We start from the raw sequence: 20,299 nt of genomic DNA, 5'->3' as shown, positions 1-20,299 counted from the left end.
TCGTCATACTGTCGTTTTAAACTACGGTATTCTTCGGCCTTGCCCTGATACTCACTGTAATAGAACCAAAGCAGGCCAGCGACGACAGCAAAAGCACCGAGGGTGAAGTATTGGCTGTTGAATTTCATAGCATCTCAAATGCCCGTGTGAAGATGTCATCGGAATAAGGCTGCTTGCCGTTCTCGTGCCGGATAATGGATTTAGCCAGCGCAATCAGCGTGGGTTTATTGATGTCCAGAATCTGATTCGAATCGACATTCAGTGCCTTAGCAACACCCTTGATATAGGCTGAGGTGTTGTTTTCTATATCGGGCGCCCAGCGGTCTATCATCTTGGCCACACTCTGATAACCGTTCTTGTGGTAATTGGTCAGCAGCTTCATGAGTGCCCGGATACCGTGCTCCGCCGTCTCGAAACGACAGAAGCGTTTTTCAATCTTCGGGTCGTGTGGCAATTGACCCTGCCACTTATTAGCGGGGTTGTGATCAATATTGCCCGGGTTGTTATTACGAATGCCTCTGCTCATCAGATTATTCCCCGTTGTTGTTCATACCCTGTCAATCGCCTAAGAAATCGGTAGCGTCGGTCAAAACTGAAATGGTTATTTATCTGTTTGTATTGCCTGTATTGACGGACTAATTTCAAAAAATGCATATCATCACGCCACCAGTTCCGCAGTTTGCGTAGCGTCCACCAGCGCCGAACCTGATATAACATTACAATCAGGGGAAATATCCTCACACCGCATATTTCCTTAATCATCTGTGATCACCTGTCAGTCTGTTCCAGAAATACGTGAGGGCAATACTTCCCATCGCGCCGCACATCCCCGCACTGGCGAATGTCATGTATAAGCTCAGTCCCGCTTCTAAACTGATAAAGCCCCCTATCAGTCCGGTGAAGCCCGAAACGACTACCTGAGCCACTGCCCCGAACCAACTCCAGCGGGCATTGCTGGTTTTTATATCGATGATGTAGCGGACTATCCCGCCCCATGCTGAAAGCAGCAGCAGTATCAGCCATTGATACAGTTCAAAGCCGCTTGGGTCTTTATTTGGCATACGCATATTCCACCCCATTTGAACAATGGGCGTCCGTGGGGGTGAACGATGGTTACCCCTGTGAGTCGGTTAAAAGTAATGGGTTAATAGTTAAGGTAAGCTGGATTTCAGCATAAATAGCGATTCAATTGATGTCGTTTTTGTTCCAGAGATACCGCTAGTAACTTCACGTGACCAAATGCAATTAAAATCATCTGGCGCGGTGTATTCGCTAACAAAGACAGTACAGCGATTCGATAACTCACGAACCCAATTCCAGAACTCAGCCGTATTAAAGGCATCGCGGTATTGCCGAGTATTCACATAAGGCGGGTCGCAATAAACTACAGCCCCATCGGGTATATCCAATACACGGTAATCGCAACACTGCAATATGACGCCATCTAACTCAGACAACTGCCGCTGAATATTGTTGATGGCCTCCGATTGATAATCACGAACGCGCCCGGATTTGACCTGCCCAGTTCCCACGTAGCTATTGAACCATTTACCCGCGTAACTACAGACAAAACCCACCCATCCTGTTAGATGCGGGATTTCATTCTGGTTATTCTTTATCGCGTAGTACTGTTCTCGTGAGATTTGCCCCGGTGGCTGCCAGCCAGAGAGTAATGCGTCCCACATTTGTATCAGGTATTCGTGGCTATCGGCAGCGATAACAGGGCCAGCATGTTTGGTATTGATGTGACTCACCATATTCATGCCGCCCGCAAAGGGTTCAACATAAACAGTCTCTGTCGTTAAATGATCCAGAATGAAGGGCGCAATATATTTAGCTATCCGCGCTTTACTGCCCATGTATTTCACCGTTCCTGCCCCTCTGTTGGTACAAACATTTATTCGCCAGAAAACAAAAAAGGCCGCCGTAGCGACCTGATTATGAATAGGGTGCCCTCAGAATTGAGGGCGGTAGATACGCAGTGCGTACTGATAGCAGGTATAACCCTGCATAATTTCAGATGTTAAATTGTGATCCTGCCAATATGAGCGTTTGCGGTCGGCTGGAATAGGTAAATCCGCAACGCACCCAACACTTACACGGTAGTTGGCGACCAAAAACAAAAAAGCCACGCCATGCGCAGCCTTGGAATAACTACTTGAATTAGTTCCGTTACCGGATTTACGGCATCGGGATTTTGAACTACCAAAAATCTTTTGGTGGTTGAGTTGTGAACGCTGAGTTGACTACGGGTAGATACGAAAAAGCCCCGCCGAAGCGAGGTCTGAAAATTCGTAGTGAGTATAGTTACAAGTTCCCACTATTTGAAGATGTTAGACCAAGGCCGGACAAAATGCAACGGTTTATTTTGTCACCGCATTGAATGCAACTTCTGCTCGCTTTTCTTCCGTATAGCACTTCTCCACCAGCTTCTGATAAAAGGGCTTCCAGTTCCGCCGCCATGTTCTTTCGTTCAGTTCCGGTAAGTAAGCCTTGATTGCTGTGTAAGCCACCGACGACGGCACTTTGCTGTAACCTCGCCCCGAACATCGCGGGCAGATTTTATGAACGGGTATACCCTGTAATGCTGTCTCTTTCTCATCGAGTACTAAGCCTCGCCCTTTGCAACGACAACGATTTGACAGAACGCCTTTCCCGTTGCATTTTTGGCACAGTGCTTCGACCGCTTCATATTGAGGATCTGACTCACAATAACCGTAGTTACCTAAAACTTTCGCCCGATAGAATTTTGCACCCGATAACTGCTGATTTTTGATTAACCCCTTACCCCCACATTCCGAGCACTGACAGGTTGACGCGGCTGAACGGGCGTAATTCTCAAACGCCATCTTGGACAAGATCACCAGACATTGCCCCAGTTTATTCCCGGCGGCCTTCGAGATCAGTTTCGGTACAGTTCGCCTTGCGTATCGGGTCAGTTCTTCCACGGTGTTGAATTTGTCTTCTTCACTGACGTTGTTCTTGGCAAAAAAGGCCGTCATGCCAAACTTCGCCTGTGATTCAGCCATCCCTAAAGCCGCAGCGGTATCCATGCCTTTCATTCTGTCCGGGGCGGTACTGGTTGACACATCACTAAAAGTCGGTGACTTCGGATGAAAGTGTTTTAATGCTGACTCCAGCTTCATAGTTATGCCATCTCCCGTGCTTTTTTCATAAATACTAATTCTCTGGCTTCATCCCCGTTCTGGAGCATATCGTTGAAGTCGCCGTGGTCAGGCCAGCGAACGCTGACCTTTTCTAATTCGTTATTCGCCAATAAGTTTCCATGAGCACATGACATTGCGGCGGCATGACCTGCGGCGTTCCAGTCCATATCCGTGAAGATGATGAGATGCTTAACCCCGCCGGGCACACGGAAGCGTTCCATAAAGCCCGTGTTCACCACTGACCATGTGTTGACGCCGTAAATCTGTTTACAGGACAGTGCGGTTTCAATGCCTTCTGCAATGCCCAGCGTTGAATCGACCGGGAACAGGCGTATCGCCGGTGATTGAGCATGATCGCGATAACTCTCTTCCTGCGTGGAATCCAGTTTTTTCTGCGGGGTAATATTCGCCTTCCTGTCCCCATCAAGGTAAGTGCGGTGCAGATAACACAGCGTGCCCTTGGCATCCGTCACCAGCGCCCATATCGCTTGCAGCTTCCCGTTGCGGACCGGCTGATCGGGGCAATACTTCACGTTGTCAGCGGGTAAAGTATGAATGCCCCGGTTACGTAAGTAGTCTTCGCCCGATGTCCCTTTCAGGCCGGGTAAATTGGCATAGCAGGCAGTGACTTTGTTTCTGAACGTGGTGATATTAGTTTCTTTTTTAACCACACTGCGTTTATCTGACTGGATACCCAATAGCTGATCAATCTCATCGGCCAGAGTCTTGTAGTCCTTGCCTTGAGTCAGTCGGAGCAACGCCCAGCCATCCCCAGCATGACCGGTGCAAATAAACGTCCCCCTGCCATCACGATCATCAATGCGAAACTTCCCTTTCCGCCCGCATATCGGGCACTTCCCTTTAAAGTGCTTTTTCCCTGTCACGGGGGGCAATTTGTAGTAAGCGAAGATTTCAGGCCAGTGACCGATAACGGCATCAGCGGTTTTTATTCTGTTCACTGTGTGTCTCCCTGATATGATGGGGCACCTAATTTTTCACGTATTTCACGTACCTTATGGCGGGCCACTTCAAGGTTTAGCCCCTGCTGTTCGTGGCTGGACGGCTGTTTGGCTTTCTTGCGGCTTTTCGCCCACGCAATCTGTTTGTGTTTGATGAAGTTATTCACTTCGGGCGTCAGTTCCTGCGGGGTATCATGGAATCCACGCGGCCAGATGCCGAACTTGTCTTTAAACGTGTTGGATACCCAACCGTCACTGACCGCCTTACCCTGTGAAGCCCGCTGGTTCTGGTAATATTTCAACTGTGAATAGAAACTCTGCTTTTCAGCCTGTGTATAGATACGCTCTTTCTTGCTGAGCTTCTGAATGGTGCGGCTGGTATCCACCTCAACATCCTCGCCTGACAGTGGCTTAAACCCACACTTCGGACAGACATAAACGCCAGCGGGCTTCATGTAATGACAGGATGAGCACTCTTTCGGCAGCTTCTCGCGTTTTTCCTGCTCCCGGTGACTGGAGCTGGACTTCATACCGTCGTTTTTGCGGGGCAGCTCGTCATATTCGATATCGTCGGGATAGCCGAGGCGATGGACAGTACCGGAGTGATCCAGAATGACGCATCGGGCCTTACCTTTGGCGGTACGCAAGCCTCTGCCGATTGACTGGAGCCAGCGGATTTCTGACTTAGTAGGACGGGCGTAAATGATGCACCGCACGTCACTGTCAAAACCCGCCACGAGTACGCCCACATTGACGATGATTTTCGTTGCGCCCTGCTCAAAGCGATGAATAATCAGGTCACGCTCATCATGCGGGGTATTGGCGGTCATTACCTTCGCATTCACACCAGCACGGTTAAACTCCATCGTGACGAAATTGGCGTGACTGACATTCACGCAGAAGCAGATAGTGGGCAGGTTTTCACCCAATTTCAGCCAACTGCTGACCACATCGCCGACCAAATCAGCCCCGCACATGATCTCGGCGATTTCGTCTTCTTTGTAGTCGCTGCCGTACTCAGCGCTTTGAGATGATTTCACCCCGGTTAAATCGGGTTTAGTGGGGGCATAAAACTCATAAGCACTCAGATCACCGCGCTGGATTAACTCTTTTATCGTGGTTGGCTTTATCAGCCTCTGGTAGTAGTGACCCAAGAACGGCGAGAAAGGGGTTCCCGATAGTCCGACGACCTTACAATCCGTTTCGGTGGTCAGCCGGGTGATTTCTTCCAGTATCTTTTTACGTTTCAGGTGCGCTTCATCAATCACCAGCAGATTAATGTCTTCGGGGAAGTCACGACGGATCAGCGTGTCAGCCGACGCAATCTGAATCAGTTTTTTCGGGTTTTGATTGGGGTGATCACGCCAGATAAAAGCGATTTCATCCTCCGGTAATCCATACTCGATAAAGCGCTGCGCAGTCTGATTTATCAATACGGTAAACGGTGCCACAAAGAGCACTCTCTTTCCCTTTGACACAAAACCGTACGTGATAAAGGCGGACAGGGCTGTCTTGCCTGCACCTGTCGGGGCGTACACCATGAAGGAATTAAAGTTTTTCCAGTCCTGACGCAACATGTTCAAAGCGCGTTCCTGAGCAAACTTAGGGGTAATTTCTAGCATGATGTTACTCCCTGTTTATTTTTCTGTGCTGCCGTGTGATAATTCGCGCAGGTAACCGCATCTGTATTACCTATTGCAAGAGCCTGAGCAGTTGCACCCTGCAAAGTTTGGCTGTTCAGTTTCTTGCACCCTCTTACACTTCCATTCTCACTTAACATTGATACCCTCACTTGAATAATTTCCACTGCCAGAGAAAAGCCTTTTTATTTTTCCCATTTGGACGTCTAAGCGTCTGTGCGATTTTGATATCCCTATAGTGATCTATATATAAGATCTGAGTTCTTCCTTTGGCTGTGCCTTCCCTAACACCCCCTTTCAAAGATCACCCCCCCCTTCCCCCCCCCTAGAAAGTTTTCCCCTCTTCCCCGATGTACTACCTAACTGATACATGAATGTACTTATCAACGAGTACGCACTTAGAATTAAACTGGACATGTTGTTACTCCCATCGGCTCCGCTGTATACCCCTGTGCCGCTCTCTCATACTTCACGACGAACTCCCTGAGCCGGATATTGGCCGCCCGTCTGGCTGCATTGTCTTTCCGGTATGACACTGGCTCGTTATCCCATGCTGACTGATACACTTCTGAATACTGAGCGGTGATCTTCGCTCGGGTACTTGCCCGCAGTTTTGCCAGCACTTCCTGAATCCATGTGCCATCGTCAGGGTAGAAATGCGATGGCATGGTGACTTTGGTGTAATCAGGAAAAGCCGACATCACGAAAACCCCACCACAGACCACACACCCCAGACAGGGATCACCCAGAACGCCAGTACATAAACCACCATTGATTGGAAGTTATTCATGGCTCACCTCGGGCGGTGGAAGGCTTTGAGCGCTATTTGCAAAAAGTTGATCTAAGCTACACTTAATGCCTTTAGCCATTAATGCACCCACCAGTCTTTTAGACGTCGCTATGTCAGGGGTTCTAATACCTGTTTCATAGTGACTAATAGCTGAAGGAGTTAAGCCAGCTAATGAAGCTAAGTCTTTCTGTTTCAGGTTTGCCATCTTTCTGTATTTTTTTATCGAATTCATGTTGATTCCTCCAAGTAAAGGAGATCATATATAACATCATGTGTATAATCAATACAAAATGTACATTGAAATATTCACAATTCAGAAAGAGAATCAACATATGAAAGAGACATGGTATGAGCTGGCTAAGTCCAGAATGAGAGAACTGGGAATATCCCAAGAAAAATTAGCCGAATCCCTAGAGGTTACTCAAGGGGCTGTTGGGCATTGGTTAAATGGAAGAAGGGTTCCTTCAATCAGCACAATCATGGAGCTAATGAAAACTATCGGACTTGATAATATTAGCTTTGACTATGAAGGGTTAGTAACCCACGCAGAAAAAAGTAGCCCCATACTGAACACCCATCATGAAGATAACTCTCTTAGAAATCGCTTAAAGACCATACTTACCAATGAGGATATAAAGCAAAAGGAACTGGCTGAACGATTAACTGTTAGTGCTCAAACGGTTAATAACTGGTTAAACAGAAATGCCATTAGCCGAGAAGCAGCCCAGAAAATCAGTGACATATACGGCTATTCTTTAGATTGGCTCCTAAATGGTGTTGGTGAAACAAAACGAAACGATATTTCCAAACCTTGGACTCAGTCAGAAACTCCCCCTGAAAATGAATGGGGAACTGTATCTGCTTGGGATAGTGCTCCATTAGATGATAATGAAGTGGAAGTTCCGTTCTTGCCAGATATTGAATTTGTATATAGTGATGGCAGTCTGGCTAACATTGATCGCAACGGATTTAAATTAAAATTTGCGAAGTCAGCGTTAAGAAGAATGGGGGTCTCAGTTGATGGTTCAACAATCCTCTGCTTCCCTGCAAAGGGAGATAGCATGGGGCCAGTTATACCAGATGGAGCAACTGTAGCTATAGATACGGCAAACAAAAACATTATTGATGGAAAAGTCTATGCGATTGAACAGGATGGGCTAAAAAGAATCAAATGTCTGTACCGTAAGCCCGGAGGCAAGTTGCTTATCCGTAGTTACAACCGCGATGAATATGAGGATGAAATGACCGATCAGGATAGTGTGAATGTCATTGGGAAACTATTTTGGTACGCTGTAGTACTCGACTAACCCAAACTCCCTTTTTTGTTCCCCCCGCCTCAACCCAACCCTCATTATGAGGGTTTTTTTATGCCTATCTATTGATTTTGTGACGTAAAACACACTTACAGAATTACCTTAAAAATATTTTTTCTTAAAAATCAATATATTAAATATTTTCTTGTATTTTTAATACAAATAAATGTTGATTTGATAAAATACAACTCGTATTATTTATACACACAAAGAATATATAACATCACCACTTTAAAGGGCGTCTTATGTCTACCAAAATTAGTCAAATTGAAAAAAAAGTAACTCAGTCCAGCACAATATTGGCAATGCTATCTAAATATAATCCAACAATGGAACCTACGGATATTGCTGTTTTAATAGATCTGGCCAGTGAACTCAGTGCCGATATATCTAGTTGGTTTATTGAAGAAGAACTTAAAAACCATTCTAGAGCAAAATAAAAATCGAGTTAATTATTTCCCACATATGTAATCCTTGGCTGGATGGGTCAAATAGTTAATCGTAACTGAAATAAACAATATTAATTCTGAGGGTATGAAAATGAAAAAGTATGAACCAGAAATTATTGCAAATAGTAACAATGGGAAAATAATTGAATTACGGATCAATGGTGCTCCTTTGTGTTGCTTGAATACAAAATCTGCAATATCGGCTGATTATTTATTTTTCCTTAAAGCGGTGCTGGAGGCACTATCAGTTGATAGCACCTCATTGGAACATGAAGCTAATTTGGCTGGGAAAACCATAACTCATAAACATAAAGCATTTGCAGCAATCAAAGATCCCACAAATCTTTAATGAATGAATCAACACGAATTGTGGCACTGCCTTTAGAGGCTTTTAAATAAAAATGAATCACGTTATCGGGTAGGTGAGTATTCCATTTATTGAATGAATGTTGTGGGAAATACTCCTTAAAAATGCTTACTACTGCATTTTCTCCGGTATTGAGGTCTGGAATCATACGGCATTGCAATAAGCATTTAGCAATAAGTGTAGATTTAAGCATACTTGATTACCTTATTTGTTATGAGAACGGTTAAGCGTATCACTAACCAAAAGGTAAAATAAAAAGGTAAATCAGCATAATATGATCAAGGAGACAAAAATGTTAACCCTAACTCGCCGCCCACAAGAAAAAATTATGATAGGTGACGATATCGTAATAACAGTATTAAGAACTCAAAGTAGTAAAGTAAAAATCAGAATTGAAGCACCGAAAGATATTCCTGTGCATCGTGAGGAAATTTATCAACGAATCCAACAAGGAATTAAACATGAATAATAAACTACAAACAGCCATCGATATTGCAGAAGAAATTGAAGTGCAATTAGTCCCATTGATGTGTGAGATTGATGGAGGGACTCCAGTCGATGCATATTTAATGTGCCGTGGTATTCATCGTCAATCTAAGGTGCTGGCTGAAAAATTAAGGGGAGTTGCTGAGGAATATAACCGTGAAGAGCAAAACAGGGATTAATAACATGAACATATTAATTGGTGGAAAATCTTATTTGCAGAGCATATTGGAAATTAATGAAGAAATGCAGGCTATATTAGTACCATTATTAACCGCAGTTGAAAATGAAGCCGATGCTGATACTCACGCAACATTACGTGCCGTACGTAGATTATCAACTGATCAGTATCAGGATATTAATGAATTAGACAGTATTCTTGATTCAGTTATCGAAACAAAAAAAACAGGTTCTGATTTAAAAATAGAATTAGAACCAGCCAGAAATGCAATTGAAAGATCAAGAGTATTAATAAGTAATCTTATTGATGCCGGAGAAGATAACGATACCACTACTGCACTGGTCATAATATCAGAATATATTATTGCAGCAGGACAAGAAATAGCACGAGTTCGAGGAGTGGAATAACCATGAAAACATTTAAACCTATTGAAATAGCCACCAACGAAGATATCCGGATTGAACTACGCGAAGTCTATATCATTCGTGGTGCTAACAAGGCTTATCTGAGTGAGAGCGGCGCACTGAATAAACTAGCCTACGTTCGGGCGCAAAAGCAGTTTAATGATGAAAACAAGGAAAGTAACTTCCCCGCTAAAAAAGTTAAACAGGAAGATGGAACCACTGCACTGGAACTTGGCAAGATGCGCCCCGAATTCATAAAGCGCCATGCTCAGGTACTGGAAGAACTGAAAGCGGATCTCAGGCGAGAGAGAGAAAAAATAGCCTTACGTAAAAAGTATTCAAAAGCAATGCATGAAATGGATTTATTGGATGCAGAGATAGCTATATTAGAAATACAAATAGCAGAATTAGAATAATAAAAACAATAAAACAAATTTAATTACAGCGCCATCGCTGGGGGATCGCTTTATCCAAAAACGGAGAATAGAAAATGACACAATCAGCTTTGCTTAAAAGAAAGAGAAAGGCATTTATTAACGTTAAATTGAATGCATTACAAAAAAAACATGGTTGTCATTCTGTCATTGTAAAGACAGGGGGATTTAATTACCAACTGGATTTAGACGAAGAAATATTAAACATCGCTTTAATCCGCTTCTTTGAATTAGATGTATTTGCACTTAAGAGCAAACAGGAAGCAGAGGAACTTATTGTAAGGACATATAACAGTTTTTATACCAAGTTCGGAAACTTAACCGAAGAGGGTAATGAGTTTATGAATGAGATATTGAAACTTATTGCTAAGAAAACGGAGCCAATAACATGACAAATAAAACCTATTTAGATTTTGCTAATACAGCCATCCAGAAAGAGAAAGAAGAAAAATACGACCTTGCCGCCGAATATTGGGGAAAAGCTAAAAACTTAGCAACCACGCTTAATACTCAACTATGGGCTGAATATCGCCAATTACATAATGAAAAAAGACACTCATTACATAACAGTTACAGCAAGGTGTTAAGAACCCCAAAAGAAGCCGCCGCAATAGAAGATACCAGGCGAATTGCAGAAGCACTGAAAGAACATATAAATAAACAGGTGATAGCTAATGGCTAAACGAAAAAGAAGTAAAACACAACAAGGTTATATGGGAATGACCTTATCTCAAGGTATGCGATTAGAAATAGACAAAAAGCAGGATTATTTAAATTCAAAAAAATACCTCTCTAATTTTCCGATAGAAGGTGAAGAGATGAGAGTGCCGCTTAATAGAGCTATGCGTCGTTTAGCAAAAAGAATGAAAATTGAAATGAAGGAAGTTAAATAATGACCAAGAAAGACGAATTAGTTCCAGTATCCGCCAGAGAATTACAGATCGTTGAATATCGCGGTCAGCGTGTTGTGGACACTGAGCGATTAGCCGCAGGTTATGGAACTGACGCCAAGAGCATCCAGATGAATTTCAGTCGTAATCAGGATCGCTTTATTGAAGGCAAACACTATTTCAAACTGGAAGGCGAGGAATTAAAGCAGTTTAAGAACTGCCCCACTAATTGTGGGTCAGTTAACAAACATACGAGAAATCTCACCCTCTGGACAGAACGCGGTGCAGCCAACCATTCCAAGATGCTGGAGACTGATCAAGCATGGAATTACTTCGACGACCTGACCGAATTCTATTTCACTCGTCGCGACAATATCACAACGGAAGCTGAGTTACTCAGCAATCCCGCGAAGTTACGTTCAATGCTGTCCGTGTATGCCGAGAACGTTGAGCGCCTTGAGGGGGAAAACAAAACCCTGAATGCCACCGTAGATAGCTTGGAGAAATACTTCACCAAAGGAATGACCATTCCCGCTTTCTGTAAGGGTCTGAACGGGGTGAATACCGCCAAAATCATGTGGTGGGCAATGGAGCGCAACTGGCTTTACAACGAGCAGAAAGATCCTGAGAAAAAGCCGCGCTGGCGTGTCGCTTCGTATGCCCGTGATCGCTATCTCACCGAAGATGAAAACGAGATAACCCCTCGCGGAAAGGACGCCTTTATCACCCGCACCGCCGTGTTACTGGAAAAAGGTTGTCACCGCCTGTACGCCCTGTACATGAAAGGCGAACTTCCCATGAAGAAATCATGGAACGGTGAATACCACCACGACAAAGCCATTTATACACTGGAGGGTAAATAATGAGCAAGCATCACACTGAAACAGCATTTGATTACGGCAAGTATGGCGTGATTGTTATCACTGAGGCCGCGAACAGCGAAATCATCAGTTATGCGGAAGCGTTAAAGACGTTGGACGCGGGTCAGTATGACCGTGACTTATTGTTAGGTTTTGATTTGGTACTGGCTATCTCTCATGGCTGGAAAGCGGGCTTTTATGAACCAACCAGTGAACAGAGTTTGGTGTTATGGCGATGGGTTGTATCAGCCTCATTTGTGCAAGAGCAAATAGACAGAAATGGCACTCGTGAGGTTGATAACGGTCAGGGAGGCACTGATACCGCAGCCATCTACGTTAATGGAACATCGGCAATCACAGTATACCCATTAGCAGAGCGCATGATGTTAGCAACCCATGTTGAGGGGATCGCCTTTGAGCAGTTCGGTAGCGAAGAAGGCGCGGATATGGCGGTCAGAATGTACATGGATTTTATCAATATGCCGCCAGAGATCGGCAACCGGTTATCTGAGAAAGGACGCGAGGGGCTTTCCATCCTGCACGATGAATTAATCAAAGCGGTAGAGGCTGGTGAGCTTGACACTATGCCGGCTATTCATTGACAGGAGGCCCAGATGATAACGAAAAATTTTCGCCTCAACGCACTGGCGAACACCTACGCAGCCGCTATCTATCACGATGTAACGACCCGTAACGGCGGTGATCACTTCACGATGCAGGTCGGCAAAACAGAAATCAATGTCGCTATTGTCGATGGGGTAAAAGGTATTCGCGAGCTGGTGGACAGTTACGCACTGGAAGCCCTACAGCAGAATTACCCGGCATGGGAAGTAATAGCCATTAATCTAATGGAAAAATGCGTAGTCAATGGCTACCTGACGGGCTACGGGCGTGAGATATGGCAAAGCATGATCAACGACATGGGTGACGCGCTGGCAGCCAAGGGGATGTTTCAATGAAAATCGACTATCAGGACAAAGGCAGCACGGCGCAAATCATCATTGCCAGTTTCATTACCGAACGCCGCAAGCACCATCGTTGTGTTGATGCCGCCCTGTTAGCTACGCCTGTTCGTGCTTCTTCCGTCGGTGTGCTTTTCAGAAAGACCACAATCACAGGTAAAGCGAACCACATGATGCGTGCCTACAAAATCATTTGCAGGGAGGCAGGCCGTGACTAAGGAACACCGCCAGAGGGTGGACATCAACGACGAACTGGTCAGAACGGTAGTCCGCATCGACGACGGCAGGGATCACACACAGCGGCATATCCACCGCATGAGACATAATCAACACATTAACGAGGGCGTTTGCCCTCCTCCGCCACCAGCACCAAAAGTGGCAAGCGTGAAGATAACCCCATTGAAGAACGGCAAAAAGGGGAAGAGAAAATAATGAAAGGCAAATTGTTACCCGTGGTTGTCGGCGTTGAAATTCCTCTTGATGAATTCGGGCGCTACAACCTGAACACATTACATAAGGCCAGTAGTGAGGGTGAAGAAAAAGCACCAAACAGATGGCTGAGAACCAAGCACGCCAAAGAACTCATTGCTGAACTTGAATCTAAGCTATTGAAAAATATCCAGACGCCAGATTTGGCGTCTGCTCGAAAAGTAGTCGATGTGAACAATGGCGGCACATCACCCGGCACTTATGCTCATGAACTGATAGCAGTTTCTTATGCCGGATGGATTCGGCCGGATTTTCAGCTTGACGTGAATCAGGCATTTATCGATTTCAAATCGGGAAATTCAGGCATCAGCATCAATGCCCTGCCATCACTTGATCACATGGTTGGGCACTTTGATGAATTACGCCACCAGCTAGCACGGGATGAAAAGAAAGAAACTGAACTGCTTTCTGTGTGCAGCCAAATCATGAACGCTCGTAAAAAGACCAAGGGAAAGCGGCAGAAAATGATTAGCGCCTTGCGGGAAGCGGGTCAAATATCCATAGGCTTTGATGAGAACAGTGGAGAATAACAATGATCAGTATCGATAACGCACAGAACGACATTGATTTACCCGGTCACATTGATGATGGGCGCGAGTGGACGGATTGGTTGTTGAAGAAGGCGAATGAACAAAGAAAAAAATCAGCTTTATGTCAGGCAGAGTTTGAGAAATTTATCACTAACAGCCCTCAATTTAATACCAATTTATTAGTTAAATATCAAGGTGGTGAATATTTCAGCAGTTACACTAAAAAATATTTTCAACTTTTTTCGGCGGGATGGAGAGCTAGAAATGATCAATAACGCATTCCACCTCGCACAAATTATCGCCTCAGTCTGGGGCGATCCGACTGATATCACCGATGCAGTATGGCAGGCAGGATATCGCAAGCCAGAACGGGGAGAAAAGGAAATCGCTGTACTGACTATCGACGTCATGAACGGGGTGCCCGATGAGGCGCCCTACTCTGCAAGGCCAAAAAACTTGGACGATATTCTCAGTGAGGAACTGAACACCATTATTTTTGATGCGACTTGGAGTGATAAGGCAACACCTGCAATGGTGGCAAAAATGATTTTGATGAGCGGGTATCAGAAAGGAGCTGGGCAATGACAGGATCACCCTACATCAAAACAAAGGAACTGGCAGATCGATATGGTGTAAAACCACACACGATAAGATTGTGGTGTGGCAATGGGAAGCAAAAACGAGAAGGCTTCCCAAAACCCAGATTTAAATCTGACCAGCTCAACTTTCTGCGACAGGACATTTTTGACTGGGAGGACGGGAAACAATTCTAGTCAGCTTATCCCACCAGCGCTCGTATGCCTCTCTCTGCTCGTTTAGGTAGGTGTGCTTATCGTACACCTGCCATACACCCGGTAATTTGTGTCCTACCATGATTTCGGCCACATGAGGCGGCGTTAATTCAGATACCCCTGTACGCATGGTTCTGCGTAAGTCGTGGATTGACCAGTTCTCATAATCAGGCAAGTAAATAGACATTCTTTTATTAAGGATTTTAGTTATTGTAACATGTGATCCACGAGCAAAAGGCTCTCCGCTGGATATTGTGAACAAATATGAACTTCCATGGTTCAATCTTTTCGCTTGCTCAATTAATTCCTTAGCTGCTGGAATAATGGGCCTAATGAGAGGCTTCTTAGATCTTCTGCCTGTCTTATGGTTTTTAGGAGGGATAATCCAAACATTCTTTTCATAGTCAAAATCACTTACTTTAGCTTTAAATAGCTCACCGATACGGCATCCAAATAACAAGCAAAATTTTATTATCAGTGCATTACGTGGATTATATTTGGGGGCATTAATTAGCTGGAAAAGCACTACCAATTCTTCTTCACTTAGTGTCCTTTCACCCACCTCAGAGTCGAAATCGTCAATATCAGAATCGGTGATTTTTCCTCCTAGATCACTTGTTACCACATCAGATAAGGGAGTGAAATTAGTCATTCCTCGTCGGACAGCCCATCTATGAGCACTCTTAGAATATGTCAATATTCGAGTACCAATTGATGGCGTTTTTTTAGTAACACTTTCAATTAAAGAGAGCCAGACATGCAGAGTTACCTCATCATGGGGTAATTCACCAATTTTGGGGAAAACATGAATTTCGAAAGAACGTAATATGTCATCTGCGTTAACCTTTAAACCTTGCATTGTTGTTTTCCACCAATCCCCTATAAGCCCCTCTACAGTCACGGCGCTTAATGCAGACTCTTTACGAACACGCTTGACTATCTTAGGGTTGCGATGTTGCTCTAATTCTCCACGGTAGAAAGTTACAGCGTCACGCGCATCTTTTAAGCCAGTCGCCGGATAGGTTCCTATATCAATGCGATCCCCTTTGCCATTCCAGCGATATCTAAATTGGAATATAATCTTCCCCTTAGGAGTGACACGGATAGATAAGCCATCCCTATCTGTCTTAGTGGTCATTTTCTCTTGGGGCTTGCCGTTGGTAGAACGGAGCCATGAATCAGTAATAGCCATATCACTTTCCTCAAAAAACAATACAGCTTTTAATGTAGTTTATGTACGCACTTATGTACATATTTCTCATGATACCAAATTAATGTTTATGACTATTGATGATTATGAAAAATAAAAAATAAAAATATTTTACTAAAAAATCAATTAATTAAACCAAAATCAATGAGCATGCTTGACTGTTGATGATACAATTTGACTATATGGAAGCATTTTTTAATAAAATGTGGCAGAATTATGCCAATACTGAGTTGCAATAACCACCCAATTCAGCAAAAAACTGTATGAATTAACAGGAGATTTAATGACTATTAAACGCATTGATCCAGATACCCGTTGGTCAGAAGCGGTCGTTCACAATGACACTATCTATTATACTAGCGTACCAGAAAAGCTGGATGGCGATATTACAGAACAAACCGCCGATACACTGGCAGCCATTGATACCCTGTTACATCGCCTTGGATCCGATAAGAGTAAGATTTTGGATGCAACGATTTTTCTGGCGGACAAAGCTGATTTTGCGGGTATGAATGCGGCTTGGGATGCTTGGGTTGTTGCCGGAAGTGCACCTGTCCGCTGTACCGTTCAGGCTGAATTGATGAATCCAAAATATAAAGTAGAAATCAAAATTATCGCTGCTTTATAATCTGAACTCATCAAAACTCATATGGCATTGAGAACCATGCCACTCACTCAATGCCATTTTGTCGATGAGGCTTAAGCCATTTTGATCATAATCATGCCGACTAGCAGCAGCACAATGCCACCCCATCCCTTAAAATTCAGCCGCTGATTGAACATAATCCAACCCGCTGCCACAGTCGCGATAATACCGAATGCTCCCCATAAAGCATAAGCGATAGAAAGTTCAATGCCTTTAACTGCCTGAGCCAACGAACTAAAAGCCCCCAATACCGCAACTAAAGATAAAATACCTATCCAAAAGCGTTGAAAACCGTTAGATAATTTCAGAAAAATATTCGCAATGATTTCTAAAAAAACCGCCAGAACCAGAAACGCAGCATGCCACCATTCAAATTGGGTCAACATGTTATGCATCCTTCATCTGCTTGCTTGAAGTATTGTTTAAGGAACCATTTGACGAATTGCCGGGGGCTTTTTTTGATCCTATTTTGATCAAGGCAATTCCGGCCATCAGCAATATCAATCCCCCAATCTTCATCAATGACAAAGATTCGTTGAACCACAGTACACTAAAAGTAGTAATAAACAGGATACCAATACCTTCCCATAAGGCATAAGCCACGCCTAATGCTACTTTTTTCACGGCAATGGCCAACAAAATGTAAGAAGTTGTGATCATGGTGTACATCACGATCATGCCTGTAAAATCACCCGAAACGCTGGCTTGCTTCATTGACAGAGTACCAATCACTTCTGCCACAATCGCCAGTATAAGAAACATCCAATAAATCATTATTTTTCTCCTGAACATACTGCTAAAAGCATGCCAAGATATTTAAGCTATAAATGCCAACAAGAGCAGCCGCGAATGCAATTACGCGATATCAGAAATCAAACTGACGTTTTAGCCAAATATTTTGACAAATAAGAATTGCCGGTGAAAAACCGGTTAACAGGAGAAAGGCCCTAAAGAGCGCCGCACCAGTAGTGCTCACTGGATAAGATAGCTGAGAGGAAAAAAACGTGGGTACAACGTTGAATTTTGTTACTGTGTTGAATGTTGACGCTTTTGGCGCTATTCATGATATTTTATTCTTTCATCACACGATGTTCACTGCGTGATATACTACGAACCCTCATATTAGTGATGTAATTGATTAATTTGTATTTCTAGCATATTTAAACAATAAATACAACTGACAAGCAAATTTTTCAGGTAAGCAGTTAACTTTACAAGTCAACTCGGTGAAACAGTTTGCGGGGCAATATATGATCTGTTGCGCCAAATTCTAACACAGGAGAACTTCTGGGGCGATAATGCCCACTCCGATTATTCCATCGGATTAATTTGCCACCAGTAAAAAAAAGCTCACCAGCTAATAGTACAGGGTATGCTGCATAATTGATCTCATCATCATTTGGGAGCGGCTGGCTGGCATCATGGCGATACCATAAAATCCTGCCTTTGATTAACGAAGTGTGACCAGTAACCAGAGGCTTAGAGAAATCACAAAAATTACATACAACAATCTGGGGTATATCAGAATATATAACGTATATGTAATGTCCATTCGGAACGTGTACTGGCGCCTCCATTGAATCTATTCTTTTCATCACATAATAATAACAGTCGTCGTCATCACGTCTCGGGTTAGGCCAACAACACTGTTTAAACACATTAAATCTAGGCCGCTGCCGTATATGCCTATTGGATTCAGGCCAAGACCGTTCAAGAATATATATATTCTCTAAACTTTCGTGTGGTTGTTGAGGATGAGGTTTGTGTCTTCTGTCTCCCGGTATATCGTTAACATTAAATATATCCAGACAGTTATGGTGAATTATTTTGGCTTTGTTTTTATAAACTACATCCAACCTTGATAGCGCGTTTTCTGATGCACTGTTATCATACCTTTTTATGCGTTCAGAAACCCACTCATCACCAACATCTTCTCCCTGCCTGCCTCTCACGCGGTTTATCTGCTCACGTCTTAGCGCCCATTGGGCATGCCAAGTTTTTGGATCATCAGCACGCATAATTTCCTCTCTTCCTATTCACTCTTACTGCATTTCATTCTTACTGCATTAAAATCAACCAATTAATAACCTATGGTAACTTTTTTAAACGTGACGAATTTCAAGGAATTGAAAAAAGAATCAGTGTGGAAGAGATCTGACCGCAGAATACGGTCAGATAAATAATAGAAAAATAGAACTCGTTATTCAAACTCGTTCCATGAACGCCCATCGCGGGTAATCATGGCGATAGAAGCTACAGGTCCCCAAGTACCTGCCTGATAAGGCTTCGGTGGCTCATTGTCCGCAGCCCATGCTTCCATGATGGAATCTACCCATTTCCATGCTTCTTCTACTTCATCACGACGGACAAACAAGGCCTGAATACCGCGCATAGCTTCTAACAGTAACCTTTCATAAGCGTCGGCAAGGTGTGTCTGATTGAATGTTTCAGAGAAACTCAAATCCAGTTTGGTCGTTTGTAAACGGTGCTTATGTTCTAATCCCGGTGCTTTATTCAGCACTTCGATATCAATACCTTCATCTGGCTGCAAGCGGATGGTCAATTTATTCTGTGGTAATTGCTGGTAGGATTCAGCAAACAGATTAAGAGAAGGCTCTTTGAAATAAACAACAACTTCTGAACATTTAGCTGGTAAGCGCTTTCCTGTTCTCAGGTAGAAAGGCACGCCAGACCAACGCCAATCATCAATATCGACACGAACTGATACAAAAGTCTCCGTTTTACTGGCTTTATTTGCGCCCTCTTCTTCCAGATAGCCGGGCACTTTTTTACCATGCACAAAACCTGCGGTATATTGCCCGCGAACCGTTTTTTCCCGTACGTTGGTCTGATCAATCCGACGCAATGAACGCAAAACTTTTACTTTCTCATCACGAATGCGATCGGCTGACAGGTCTGCTGGGGGAGACATGGCAATCATCGTCAGAATTTGCAGGAGATGATTCTGGATCATGTCACGCATCTGTCCGGCCTGATCAAAATACCCCCAACGCCCCTCGATTCCGACTTCTTCAGCAACGGTGATTTGCACATGATCAATCGTGCGATGATCCCAGTTATTGACAAAAAGTGAGTTGGCAAAACGCAACGCCAACAGGTTCAATACGGTTTCTTTACCCAAATAGTGGTCAATGCGATAGATTTGACTTTCATTGAAGTATTTTGCAACTTCATCATTGATGGCTCTGGAAGAGGCAAGATCCGTTCCCAACGGCTTTTCCATCACAACGCGATTGGGTTCTTTATTCAATCCCGCAGCCCCTAACCCATGACACACTGAGCCAAACGTACTTGGCGGCATGGCAAAATAGTGAATAGCTGGTAAGTTATCCTTACTAAGTATTTTTGCCAATTCGGTGAAATGTTTCGTTTCATTAACGTCCAAATTACAGAATTCCAGACGTGAACTCAGCTTTTTCCACAATTCAGGGTCCAATTTCTCGGACATAAATGTAGCCAACGCTTCTTCAACGACTTTGGTATAGGCTTTTTTATCCCAGTCAGCACGACCGACGCCGATAATTCGGGTATCTGGATGGATATAACCCGCTTTTTCTAACTGGTAAAGGGAAGGCATTAATTTCCGGCGTGCTAAGTCTCCTTTCGCCCCAAAAATTACCAAATCACAAGCCTGAGCTGTAGACGTCACCGCCATGTTGCATCTCCTCAATTACGGGATATTGTAATTTTTTTACAGAATCTGCGAGTAATGT

The 20,299-nt window shown here is 43.8% G+C and carries 33 protein-coding genes; 18 read left to right on the top strand and 15 right to left on the bottom strand.

What is annotated here, in order from left to right; genetic code table 11:
• Positions 1–124: 124 nt before the first annotated feature.
• The 9 genes from AB204_RS14885 to AB204_RS14845 all read right to left on the bottom strand — a co-directional run bounded on the left by AB204_RS14885 (position 125) and on the right by AB204_RS14845 (position 6,788).
• Complete coding sequence (locus AB204_RS14885) at positions 125–526, bottom strand: structural protein (RefSeq protein WP_047964152.1); 402 nt, start codon at positions 524–526, stop codon at positions 125–127.
• A gap of 232 nt (positions 527–758) precedes the next feature.
• Entirely contained in the window at positions 759–1,061 is a 303-nt protein-coding gene (locus AB204_RS14875) for a phage holin family protein (protein ID WP_235428098.1), read from the bottom strand.
• Positions 1,062–1,151: 90 nt separating this feature from the next.
• The gene (locus AB204_RS14870) at positions 1,152–1,859 is read right to left on the bottom strand and encodes a DNA adenine methylase (RefSeq protein WP_053067922.1); all 708 of its coding nucleotides are present in this window, start codon (positions 1,857–1,859) and stop codon (positions 1,152–1,154) included.
• Between the two features lie 96 nt (positions 1,860–1,955).
• A complete protein-coding gene (locus AB204_RS22830) occupies positions 1,956–2,132 on the bottom strand; it encodes a hypothetical protein (protein ID WP_161796574.1) in 177 nt (58 codons plus the stop codon).
• A gap of 231 nt (positions 2,133–2,363) precedes the next feature.
• Positions 2,364–3,146 carry an antitermination protein Q gene (locus AB204_RS14865; protein WP_047964148.1) on the bottom strand — a complete coding sequence of 261 codons (783 nt, stop codon included), beginning with the start codon at positions 3,144–3,146 and terminating at the stop codon, positions 2,364–2,366.
• Positions 3,147–3,148: 2 nt separating this feature from the next.
• Complete coding sequence (locus AB204_RS14860) at positions 3,149–4,126, bottom strand: DUF7146 domain-containing protein (RefSeq protein WP_084728582.1); 978 nt, start codon at positions 4,124–4,126, stop codon at positions 3,149–3,151.
• Positions 4,123–5,748: a DEAD/DEAH box helicase gene (locus tag AB204_RS14855; RefSeq protein ID WP_047964147.1), complete on the bottom strand. Its 1,626-nt coding sequence runs from the start codon at positions 5,746–5,748 to the stop codon at positions 4,123–4,125. The genes AB204_RS14860 and AB204_RS14855 overlap by 4 nt, the downstream gene beginning before the upstream one ends.
• Positions 5,749–6,170: 422 nt before the next feature.
• Positions 6,171–6,467, bottom strand: coding sequence for a hypothetical protein (locus tag AB204_RS14850; protein ID WP_411354720.1), 297 nt, complete (start codon positions 6,465–6,467; stop codon positions 6,171–6,173).
• A gap of 81 nt (positions 6,468–6,548) precedes the next feature.
• Positions 6,549–6,788: a helix-turn-helix domain-containing protein gene (locus AB204_RS14845; protein ID WP_047964146.1), complete on the bottom strand. Its 240-nt coding sequence runs from the start codon at positions 6,786–6,788 to the stop codon at positions 6,549–6,551.
• Between the two features lie 100 nt (positions 6,789–6,888).
• Here AB204_RS14845 and AB204_RS14840 point away from each other — a divergent pair, with 100 nt between their 5' ends.
• The 3 genes from AB204_RS14840 (at position 6,889) to AB204_RS23085 (ending at position 8,667) form a co-directional block, all read left to right on the top strand.
• On the top strand, positions 6,889–7,863 hold the full coding sequence (locus AB204_RS14840; protein WP_161796573.1) for a helix-turn-helix domain-containing protein: 975 nt from the start codon (positions 6,889–6,891) through the stop codon (positions 7,861–7,863).
• A gap of 251 nt (positions 7,864–8,114) precedes the next feature.
• Entirely contained in the window at positions 8,115–8,309 is a 195-nt protein-coding gene (locus tag AB204_RS14835) for a hypothetical protein (RefSeq protein ID WP_047964145.1), read from the top strand.
• Positions 8,310–8,409: 100 nt separating this feature from the next.
• Positions 8,410–8,667 carry a hypothetical protein gene (locus AB204_RS23085; RefSeq protein WP_047964144.1) on the top strand — a complete coding sequence of 86 codons (258 nt, stop codon included), beginning with the start codon at positions 8,410–8,412 and terminating at the stop codon, positions 8,665–8,667.
• On the opposite strand, the gene AB204_RS14825 is transcribed toward AB204_RS23085, so the two are convergent.
• A complete protein-coding gene (locus tag AB204_RS14825) occupies positions 8,645–8,878 on the bottom strand; it encodes a hypothetical protein (RefSeq protein WP_047964143.1) in 234 nt (77 codons plus the stop codon). The genes AB204_RS23085 and AB204_RS14825 overlap by 23 nt on opposite strands.
• Before the next feature lie 99 nt (positions 8,879–8,977).
• On the opposite strand from AB204_RS14825, the gene csrA reads away from it, so the two are divergent.
• From csrA to AB204_RS14750, 14 genes are all read left to right on the top strand, one after another.
• Positions 8,978–9,154: a carbon storage regulator CsrA gene (gene csrA / locus AB204_RS14820; RefSeq protein ID WP_047964142.1), complete on the top strand. Its 177-nt coding sequence runs from the start codon at positions 8,978–8,980 to the stop codon at positions 9,152–9,154.
• A complete protein-coding gene (locus AB204_RS14815) occupies positions 9,147–9,350 on the top strand; it encodes a hypothetical protein (RefSeq protein WP_047964141.1) in 204 nt (67 codons plus the stop codon). Before csrA ends, AB204_RS14815 begins: the two co-directional genes overlap by 8 nt.
• On the top strand, positions 9,328–9,756 hold the full coding sequence (locus AB204_RS23080; protein ID WP_167336748.1) for a hypothetical protein: 429 nt from the start codon (positions 9,328–9,330) through the stop codon (positions 9,754–9,756). The genes AB204_RS14815 and AB204_RS23080 overlap by 23 nt, the downstream gene beginning before the upstream one ends.
• A gap of 2 nt (positions 9,757–9,758) precedes the next feature.
• Positions 9,759–10,169 (top strand): hypothetical protein, encoded by a 411-nt coding sequence (locus AB204_RS14805; protein ID WP_047964140.1) that lies wholly within the window; start codon positions 9,759–9,761, stop codon positions 10,167–10,169.
• A 74-nt stretch (positions 10,170–10,243) separates the two neighbouring features.
• Positions 10,244–10,579, top strand: coding sequence for a hypothetical protein (locus AB204_RS14800; protein WP_047964139.1), 336 nt, complete (start codon positions 10,244–10,246; stop codon positions 10,577–10,579).
• On the top strand, positions 10,576–10,869 hold the full coding sequence (locus AB204_RS14795; protein WP_047964138.1) for an ANR family transcriptional regulator: 294 nt from the start codon (positions 10,576–10,578) through the stop codon (positions 10,867–10,869). The genes AB204_RS14800 and AB204_RS14795 overlap by 4 nt, the downstream gene beginning before the upstream one ends.
• Complete coding sequence (locus AB204_RS14790) at positions 10,862–11,080, top strand: hypothetical protein (RefSeq protein ID WP_047964137.1); 219 nt, start codon at positions 10,862–10,864, stop codon at positions 11,078–11,080. The genes AB204_RS14795 and AB204_RS14790 overlap by 8 nt, the downstream gene beginning before the upstream one ends.
• Entirely contained in the window at positions 11,080–11,940 is an 861-nt protein-coding gene (locus AB204_RS14785; protein ID WP_047964136.1) for an ORF6N domain-containing protein, read from the top strand. Before AB204_RS14790 ends, AB204_RS14785 begins: the two co-directional genes overlap by 1 nt.
• Positions 11,940–12,539: a hypothetical protein gene (locus tag AB204_RS14780; RefSeq protein ID WP_053067921.1), complete on the top strand. Its 600-nt coding sequence runs from the start codon at positions 11,940–11,942 to the stop codon at positions 12,537–12,539. Before AB204_RS14785 ends, AB204_RS14780 begins: the two co-directional genes overlap by 1 nt.
• Positions 12,540–12,551: 12 nt before the next feature.
• Complete coding sequence (locus AB204_RS14775; protein WP_047964135.1) at positions 12,552–12,896, top strand: hypothetical protein; 345 nt, start codon at positions 12,552–12,554, stop codon at positions 12,894–12,896.
• Positions 12,893–13,117, top strand: coding sequence for a hypothetical protein (locus AB204_RS14770; RefSeq protein WP_047964134.1), 225 nt, complete (start codon positions 12,893–12,895; stop codon positions 13,115–13,117). The genes AB204_RS14775 and AB204_RS14770 overlap by 4 nt, the downstream gene beginning before the upstream one ends.
• A gap of 213 nt (positions 13,118–13,330) precedes the next feature.
• Positions 13,331–13,918 (top strand): KilA-N domain-containing protein, encoded by a 588-nt coding sequence (locus tag AB204_RS14760; protein ID WP_047964132.1) that lies wholly within the window; start codon positions 13,331–13,333, stop codon positions 13,916–13,918.
• Between the two features lie 2 nt (positions 13,919–13,920).
• A complete protein-coding gene (locus AB204_RS14755; RefSeq protein ID WP_047964131.1) occupies positions 13,921–14,193 on the top strand; it encodes a hypothetical protein in 273 nt (90 codons plus the stop codon).
• On the top strand, positions 14,183–14,503 hold the full coding sequence (locus AB204_RS14750; RefSeq protein WP_047964130.1) for a hypothetical protein: 321 nt from the start codon (positions 14,183–14,185) through the stop codon (positions 14,501–14,503). Before AB204_RS14755 ends, AB204_RS14750 begins: the two co-directional genes overlap by 11 nt.
• A 135-nt stretch (positions 14,504–14,638) precedes the next feature.
• Here the strand turns inward: AB204_RS14750 and AB204_RS14745 are convergent, their stop codons facing one another.
• A complete protein-coding gene (locus tag AB204_RS14745) occupies positions 14,639–15,901 on the bottom strand; it encodes a tyrosine-type recombinase/integrase (protein WP_047964129.1) in 1,263 nt (420 codons plus the stop codon).
• Between the two features lie 301 nt (positions 15,902–16,202).
• Between AB204_RS14745 and AB204_RS14740 the strand changes: the two genes are divergently transcribed.
• Positions 16,203–16,547: a RidA family protein gene (locus tag AB204_RS14740; RefSeq protein ID WP_047964128.1), complete on the top strand. Its 345-nt coding sequence runs from the start codon at positions 16,203–16,205 to the stop codon at positions 16,545–16,547.
• Between the two features lie 71 nt (positions 16,548–16,618).
• Here the strand turns inward: AB204_RS14740 and mdtI are convergent, their stop codons facing one another.
• The 4 genes from mdtI to zwf all read right to left on the bottom strand — a co-directional run bounded on the left by mdtI (position 16,619) and on the right by zwf (position 20,241).
• Positions 16,619–16,951, bottom strand: coding sequence for a multidrug/spermidine efflux SMR transporter subunit MdtI (mdtI, locus tag AB204_RS14735; protein ID WP_047964127.1), 333 nt, complete (start codon positions 16,949–16,951; stop codon positions 16,619–16,621).
• A 1-nt stretch (position 16,952) separates the two neighbouring features.
• Positions 16,953–17,339 (bottom strand): multidrug/spermidine efflux SMR transporter subunit MdtJ, encoded by a 387-nt coding sequence (gene mdtJ, locus AB204_RS14730; protein WP_047964126.1) that lies wholly within the window; start codon positions 17,337–17,339, stop codon positions 16,953–16,955.
• A 437-nt stretch (positions 17,340–17,776) separates the two neighbouring features.
• A complete protein-coding gene (locus AB204_RS14725; protein WP_047964125.1) occupies positions 17,777–18,583 on the bottom strand; it encodes a hypothetical protein in 807 nt (268 codons plus the stop codon).
• Between the two features lie 182 nt (positions 18,584–18,765).
• On the bottom strand, positions 18,766–20,241 hold the full coding sequence (gene zwf, locus AB204_RS14720; protein ID WP_047964124.1) for a glucose-6-phosphate dehydrogenase: 1,476 nt from the start codon (positions 20,239–20,241) through the stop codon (positions 18,766–18,768).
• Positions 20,242–20,299 lie beyond the last annotated feature (58 nt).

Source organism: Xenorhabdus khoisanae (assembly GCF_001037465.1).
Taxonomy (GTDB): Bacteria; Pseudomonadota; Gammaproteobacteria; order Enterobacterales; family Enterobacteriaceae; genus Xenorhabdus; species Xenorhabdus khoisanae.
This window is presented reverse-complemented; position numbering and strand designations above follow the sequence as displayed.

What these genes read in the sequence shown, in the direction of transcription:
- AB204_RS14800 (WP_047964139.1), top strand. Translation starts at nt 10,244, where the DNA reads ATGACACAATCAGCTTTGCTTAAAAGAAAGAGAAAGGCATTTATTAAC.
- zwf (WP_047964124.1), bottom strand. Translation starts at nt 20,241, where the DNA reads ATGGCGGTGACGTCTACAGCTCAGGCTTGTGATTTGGTAATTTTTGGG.
- AB204_RS14760 (WP_047964132.1), top strand. Translation starts at nt 13,331, where the DNA reads ATGAAAGGCAAATTGTTACCCGTGGTTGTCGGCGTTGAAATTCCTCTT.
- AB204_RS14805 (WP_047964140.1), top strand. Translation starts at nt 9,759, where the DNA reads ATGAAAACATTTAAACCTATTGAAATAGCCACCAACGAAGATATCCGG.
- AB204_RS14865 (WP_047964148.1), bottom strand. Translation starts at nt 3,146, where the DNA reads ATGAAGCTGGAGTCAGCATTAAAACACTTTCATCCGAAGTCACCGACT.
- mdtI (WP_047964127.1), bottom strand. Translation starts at nt 16,951, where the DNA reads ATGTTGACCCAATTTGAATGGTGGCATGCTGCGTTTCTGGTTCTGGCG.
- AB204_RS14785 (WP_047964136.1), top strand. Translation starts at nt 11,080, where the DNA reads ATGACCAAGAAAGACGAATTAGTTCCAGTATCCGCCAGAGAATTACAG.
- AB204_RS14850 (WP_411354720.1), bottom strand. Translation starts at nt 6,467, where the DNA reads ATGTCGGCTTTTCCTGATTACACCAAAGTCACCATGCCATCGCATTTC.
- AB204_RS14855 (WP_047964147.1), bottom strand. Translation starts at nt 5,748, where the DNA reads ATGCTAGAAATTACCCCTAAGTTTGCTCAGGAACGCGCTTTGAACATG.
- csrA (WP_047964142.1), top strand. Translation starts at nt 8,978, where the DNA reads ATGTTAACCCTAACTCGCCGCCCACAAGAAAAAATTATGATAGGTGAC.
- AB204_RS14750 (WP_047964130.1), top strand. Translation starts at nt 14,183, where the DNA reads ATGATCAATAACGCATTCCACCTCGCACAAATTATCGCCTCAGTCTGG.
- AB204_RS14825 (WP_047964143.1), bottom strand. Translation starts at nt 8,878, where the DNA reads ATGCTTAAATCTACACTTATTGCTAAATGCTTATTGCAATGCCGTATG.
- AB204_RS14725 (WP_047964125.1), bottom strand. Translation starts at nt 18,583, where the DNA reads ATGCGTGCTGATGATCCAAAAACTTGGCATGCCCAATGGGCGCTAAGA.
- AB204_RS14835 (WP_047964145.1), top strand. Translation starts at nt 8,115, where the DNA reads ATGTCTACCAAAATTAGTCAAATTGAAAAAAAAGTAACTCAGTCCAGC.
- AB204_RS14775 (WP_047964135.1), top strand. Translation starts at nt 12,552, where the DNA reads ATGATAACGAAAAATTTTCGCCTCAACGCACTGGCGAACACCTACGCA.
- AB204_RS14745 (WP_047964129.1), bottom strand. Translation starts at nt 15,901, where the DNA reads ATGGCTATTACTGATTCATGGCTCCGTTCTACCAACGGCAAGCCCCAA.
- AB204_RS14740 (WP_047964128.1), top strand. Translation starts at nt 16,203, where the DNA reads ATGACTATTAAACGCATTGATCCAGATACCCGTTGGTCAGAAGCGGTC.
- AB204_RS14795 (WP_047964138.1), top strand. Translation starts at nt 10,576, where the DNA reads ATGACAAATAAAACCTATTTAGATTTTGCTAATACAGCCATCCAGAAA.
- AB204_RS14875 (WP_235428098.1), bottom strand. Translation starts at nt 1,061, where the DNA reads ATGCCAAATAAAGACCCAAGCGGCTTTGAACTGTATCAATGGCTGATA.
- AB204_RS14790 (WP_047964137.1), top strand. Translation starts at nt 10,862, where the DNA reads ATGGCTAAACGAAAAAGAAGTAAAACACAACAAGGTTATATGGGAATG.
- AB204_RS23085 (WP_047964144.1), top strand. Translation starts at nt 8,410, where the DNA reads ATGAAAAAGTATGAACCAGAAATTATTGCAAATAGTAACAATGGGAAA.
- AB204_RS14840 (WP_161796573.1), top strand. Translation starts at nt 6,889, where the DNA reads ATGAAAGAGACATGGTATGAGCTGGCTAAGTCCAGAATGAGAGAACTG.
- AB204_RS14870 (WP_053067922.1), bottom strand. Translation starts at nt 1,859, where the DNA reads ATGGGCAGTAAAGCGCGGATAGCTAAATATATTGCGCCCTTCATTCTG.
- AB204_RS14755 (WP_047964131.1), top strand. Translation starts at nt 13,921, where the DNA reads ATGATCAGTATCGATAACGCACAGAACGACATTGATTTACCCGGTCAC.
- AB204_RS14815 (WP_047964141.1), top strand. Translation starts at nt 9,147, where the DNA reads ATGAATAATAAACTACAAACAGCCATCGATATTGCAGAAGAAATTGAA.
- AB204_RS14770 (WP_047964134.1), top strand. Translation starts at nt 12,893, where the DNA reads ATGAAAATCGACTATCAGGACAAAGGCAGCACGGCGCAAATCATCATT.
- AB204_RS14885 (WP_047964152.1), bottom strand. Translation starts at nt 526, where the DNA reads ATGAGCAGAGGCATTCGTAATAACAACCCGGGCAATATTGATCACAAC.
- AB204_RS14845 (WP_047964146.1), bottom strand. Translation starts at nt 6,788, where the DNA reads ATGAATTCGATAAAAAAATACAGAAAGATGGCAAACCTGAAACAGAAA.
- mdtJ (WP_047964126.1), bottom strand. Translation starts at nt 17,339, where the DNA reads ATGATTTATTGGATGTTTCTTATACTGGCGATTGTGGCAGAAGTGATT.
- AB204_RS14780 (WP_053067921.1), top strand. Translation starts at nt 11,940, where the DNA reads ATGAGCAAGCATCACACTGAAACAGCATTTGATTACGGCAAGTATGGC.